At 39.9% G+C, this 4,744-nt stretch carries 5 protein-coding genes and 1 CRISPR repeat array; of the genes, 4 read left to right on the top strand and 1 reads right to left on the bottom strand.

Features of this window, described 5'->3' with window-relative positions; all coding sequences use genetic code 11:
- Positions 1–21: 21 nt before the first annotated feature.
- Positions 22–583: a CRISPR direct-repeat array (repeat unit 30 nt; unit sequence GTTTTAATCGTACCATTGTGGAATTGAAAT).
- Between the two features lie 32 nt (positions 584–615).
- The 3 genes from NZ519_12245 (at position 616) to NZ519_12235 (ending at position 2,725) form a co-directional block, all read left to right on the top strand.
- A complete protein-coding gene (locus NZ519_12245; GenBank protein ID MCS7029524.1) occupies positions 616–1,002 on the top strand; it encodes a VRR-NUC domain-containing protein in 387 nt (128 codons plus the stop codon).
- 12 nt (positions 1,003–1,014) lie between these two features.
- Positions 1,015–1,410 carry a hypothetical protein gene (locus tag NZ519_12240; GenBank protein ID MCS7029523.1) on the top strand — a complete coding sequence of 132 codons (396 nt, stop codon included), beginning with the start codon at positions 1,015–1,017 and terminating at the stop codon, positions 1,408–1,410.
- Positions 1,411–1,498: 88 nt separating this feature from the next.
- Positions 1,499–2,725, top strand: coding sequence for a PBSX family phage terminase large subunit (locus NZ519_12235; protein MCS7029522.1), 1,227 nt, complete (start codon positions 1,499–1,501; stop codon positions 2,723–2,725).
- Positions 2,726–2,956: 231 nt separating this feature from the next.
- On the opposite strand, the gene dut is transcribed toward NZ519_12235, so the two are convergent.
- Positions 2,957–3,382 (bottom strand): dUTP diphosphatase, encoded by a 426-nt coding sequence (gene dut, locus NZ519_12230; protein MCS7029521.1) that lies wholly within the window; start codon positions 3,380–3,382, stop codon positions 2,957–2,959.
- A gap of 174 nt (positions 3,383–3,556) precedes the next feature.
- Here dut and NZ519_12225 point away from each other — a divergent pair.
- A partial coding sequence (locus tag NZ519_12225) for a hypothetical protein (protein ID MCS7029520.1) occupies positions 3,557–4,744 on the top strand: 1,188 nt, incomplete at its 3' end.

Raw genomic sequence — 4,744 nt, 5'->3', positions numbered from 1 at the left:
AAGCCTTAATTGCTCGCAAATGTTTTAATCGTACCATTGTGGAATTGAAATTACTGTCCAAATACGAAGCGCATTTGTCTGAAAAAGTTTTAATCGTACCATTGTGGAATTGAAATCCCATCACCATTGGGATTCGCGCACGGACACGCGAAAGTTTTAATCGTACCATTGTGGAATTGAAATATTATCGCTGCAAAAGGCGAACGCATTTTGAGTTACGGTTTTAATCGTACCATTGTGGAATTGAAATTTAAAAAGCGGCAACAATAACTTAGCCGCAATATCCTGGTTTTAATCGTACCATTGTGGAATTGAAATGCTACTTGGTTGTATGACCGTTCCAATTTAGAACAGAGTTTTAATCGTACCATTGTGGAATTGAAATTGTTGCAGTATAAAGTTAGACGTGTTGATAGTACTGTTTTAATCGTACCATTGTGGAATTGAAATTGATTTTCTTGCAACGCTACATGTGTTTGCCAGAACGGTTTTAATCGTACCATTGTGGAATTGAAATCTTGGGCGTGTTGCTATAATCGTACTCCGAACGATTGTTTTAATCGTACCATTGTGGAATTGAAATATGCTATATTTGTTGTCGTAATCTTGCCCGCAATGAAACCCTTCTTACACTCTCAATCTCCCTTACACAAAGAGGCAACCTTACAAATGCGCTGTGTAAGGTATTGGCGCACACGCTACCGCCCCAATCAGGACGAATACTACCTGCTCTACAAAGTCCACAACGAGGGCAAAAAGAGTAAATACCAAGCTGCAAGAGATAAAGCATTAGGAATCGTGGCAGGCGCAGCAGATATCAACATCGACTTGCCCCGACACGGGTACAACGGACTGCGAATAGAATTTAAAACCCTAAAAGGGAAACAAACCACCCAACAAAAGCGCGTCCAAATAGCATTGGAAAAAAATGGCTACCTTTACAAGGTAATCCAAACTTTTGAAGATTTTGTTGAGTTAATTAATTGGTATTTACAAGATTAACATAAAAAAAACATGAAAAAAAGACGCAACCAAAGCACAATTAAACGTGTGAAAAAAGACCAAGAACGCTTCTTAGAAGCGTTGGAAAAATCTATGGGGCTGGTTGTGCACGCATCTGATTCGTGTGGTATAAGTAGAACCACACACTACATTTGGATGCAAAAATACCCCGAATACGCTGAAAGAGTGCGCACGATAACAGAGCGCAACTTAGACTTAGCTGAAAGCGTACTTTTGAAAGCTGTGAAAAATGAAGACCTCACAGCCGTCTTTTTCTACCTGAACAACAAAGGCAAATCAAGGGGATACAATGTAAAAGAACCCAATGATGATGAAGGACGCAAAATTGAAGTCATCATCAAAAGCCCTTTGAGCCAACAACAAGAAAATATTTTAGAATTAGAATAACCTTGTTCTGTCATAACTTCGTGTTTTAATTTCATTTCATTGTCTTTTACTGACTTGAAGTTTTACTTCAAGTTAGTTTTTTTTGTGTATGCGAGTAGAAATTAATATACATGCTGATAATTTTAACCATTTTGTGCCTGCGCTTTCGCGTGTCCGTGCGCGAATCCCAATGGTGATGGGAGGCGCTGGTGCAGGCAAGTCTGTTGCAGTTGCACAAATCCTAATACTTAGCCGTGTTGTAACAGAAGGGCAAAGTGGTATTGCACTCCGTAAGTATGAAACAGATGTGCGCAAGTCTATTTTCCCGTTGATGAAATGGGTGATTAATCAATTTGGATTGGCAAAATATTTTCGCATCAACAAAACCCGAATGCACTTCCAATTTATTCCTAACGGTGCAGAGGTGTATTGTTTAGGGGTTTCAGACCCTGAGAGTTTAAAGTCTATAACAGTCGAAAAAGGTTCGTTGAATTGGGCGTGGCTGGAAGAAGCCAACCAATTTAAAATAAACGATTTTAGGGAGATACAGCGGCGTATAAGAGGGATATCCGCGTATCCTAAGCAATTTTGGATGACATTTAACCCTGTTAGTAAGTTAAATTGGTTAAAAAAGGAACTTATTGACAAAAATGAGCCGGGTATAGAGTTGTTTAAGTTTACGTACAAGGACAATGTTTTTTTAAGTCAAGATGACAAGGAGATATTGGAAAACTTAGCACAGACCAGTCCACACGATTATCGCATATATACATTGGGGGAATGGGGGGAACCCAGTTCCGGGTTGGTGTTTCCACACTATGAAGTGATAACACAGTCTGTTTGGGATGCGTTGCCAAAAGACGTGGATACTATTTTTGGTATAGATTGGGGTTACAACGCCCCGACGGCTGTTGCCGAGTATAAAATTTTAAAGGAAAATACTGGCTTGCCTTCTGTTTTTGCAAGGCAAATTTTGTATCAAACCGGTTTAGTAACAGATGATATTATTAGGGTTATCAAGCCATTGGTAACAGGCAAGTATGTGTATTGCGATGGAGCAGAGCCTGATAGGATTGCCCAATTAAGGGAGGTGGGTATATTGGCAAAGGCTTGGGACAAAGATGTGTTAACAAGTATAGATTTTTGCAAGCGGTTAAAATTGTTTGTTTTAGGGAAGGATTTTGAAAACGAATTGGAAAATTACAGGTGGTTAGAAAACACGGATAAGGTAGACCCTAAGAGTGAAGACCATTTGATTGATACTTTTAGGGGTGCTGTGTGGACGCATTTGCGCAATCATTTTGCTTACAGGCTGCTACCGTTAAGTTACAAATAGTTAAGGTTGATTGGTATTCATTAGGTGGGACTTTCATGGATATGGTTGTGTTTCGTACTTGGATAAATATTTCACCATATCCATTTGATAGGATTCTAAATTGTTCTATTGGTATTTCATTGGATTTAAGGTCGGGGTATTTTTGAGTTAACTCTTTTACAAGTTGCTCAACAAACCCAATCCAAGCTTCTTTTATTCTTGGTGAAATTAAGACTTTGTTTAAATCAACTATCATAGACCTGTTGAGCCGAATCCGTTGTGGTTGCGAGTGGTAGGAGTTAATTCAGATGTTTCTACCCATTGGCATTGTATTACCGGGGCAATAACCAATTGAGCGATGCGTTGTCCTTTGACTATTTGGAAGCGCGGGTTTTCAGAGAGGCGCAAGTAAGTCATGATAACGCCAATTTCGCCTCTGTAGTCGGCGTCAACGGTGCCAAAAGCGACATACACCCCATTGGTAGATAAGCCACTGCGTGGACGTATTTGTGCTTCGTACCCTTGTGGCAACTCGATATGCAACCCCGTATATACGATTACAGGGCGTCCTAATTCCAATGTTACATCGTGTGCAGCAAACAAATCCATGCCCGAAGCCCCAATAGTTTGATAGGTAGGCAGTGGATTAGACGATGTGTTTTTGACTTTTACTGTAATCATCGATAAATAGCTAATAAAATAATGATACAGATAATGATAACGATAAGCAGATAAGTATTATCTTCTTTTCGATTATTGAGGTTGTGCAACCCTCTTTGATTGGCATTTTTCATAGTTGTCTTTTTACAAAGATATAGTATTGTATATTGGTATTAAAACATATAGTTGTTTATGTATGTTTATCCACAACTTTTTCATTTAGAGCGTCCTTCGTTTACATTGGCAGTAAGATACATGCCCAATACGGATTTATGTGGTGGTGGCAATGTTGGGACGGGTCAAGCGCCGCCTTGTACGGAGTGCCCTGATAAGATACCGTTTGTGCCGCAAGATGTATTTGATTTACAGTGGGCGGAGCCTGTTACAAGTGTTGTAGTTCGGTTGCCCAATGGGGGTACGGTACCAAGTGCAGGGATTGTTAGTGTGAATGGAGTAAGGATACGTATTAGTTTTTGCAATGCCCCGCCGTGTTTTTCTGTTGAGATAAATAACCAATGTACTTTTTTAAGTTTTGAGCGGGTAAGTTGTTTTGTTGGTTGCGATGAGCAACCAAGTCCTGATGATCCTAATCCAATTGAGCCGCCGCCGCCAACCGCCCAAGCAGCATTTGTTAATATTGAACATGTAAGGGTAAGTGATTGGTTAAGGATGAGTACTAACTTTGTAGGGGTTACAGATGCACTATGTAGTTTTGTAAGATATCCCAATACGCCTGTTAGTTATTTAGCATCGAGTCGAAACGGGTTAGGCGGGGCAGTAGCAGAGCACCTACATGCAACTACGAGCGGGGCATTGGTAAGTGTAAGTATTACAGAGGGTCTTGCTTATTTTGTAGGTTGGGCGTTTGATGCGCCAAGTATGCTCGTACTCGGATACACTGAAAGCGGGGTATACGACCCTGCTCCGTTGCCCCCTGTGTTTGTTAGTGGCAATGCAACAACCCCTAACATTACTTTTATCGTCCCAGCTGGGAAATATATACATGTATTTGCAATGTTTGATTTTAATCAAACACCGCCGCCAATGCTTTACAAAGCACAGAGTGGATCAGACACCGCAGAAGAGTTTGGTGTTGTTGAAGTTCAAATTGGGCTGATATCACCAAATATGGGTTTATTTACGTTGCCTGAAAATGAGGTACTTGTATGTAATGTTGAGTTCCAAGTTGGAGCAACCTCAATGAATCACGTAAATTTGTCGGCTTCTTTTTGGGATTCAATAGATGAAACAACGATATCAACATTAATAGCATACTACAAACAATTTACGACTCCTATAAATAGTGGCACTAATATTAGGTGTACAACAAAATTTGTAAGAATAGAAGAGCATATATATGTTAAGTCAATTATTACAAAC

Source organism: Bacteroidia bacterium, from assembly GCA_025056095.1.
Classification (GTDB): Bacteria; Bacteroidota; Bacteroidia; order JANWVE01; family JANWVE01; genus JANWVE01.
This window is presented reverse-complemented; position numbering and strand designations above follow the sequence as displayed.

Coding starts and splice junctions, on each gene's coding strand:
- NZ519_12235 (MCS7029522.1), top strand. CDS start 1,499: ATGCGAGTAGAAATTAATATACATGCTGATAATTTTAACCATTTTGTG.
- NZ519_12245 (MCS7029524.1), top strand. CDS start 616: ATGAAACCCTTCTTACACTCTCAATCTCCCTTACACAAAGAGGCAACC.
- NZ519_12240 (MCS7029523.1), top strand. CDS start 1,015: ATGAAAAAAAGACGCAACCAAAGCACAATTAAACGTGTGAAAAAAGAC.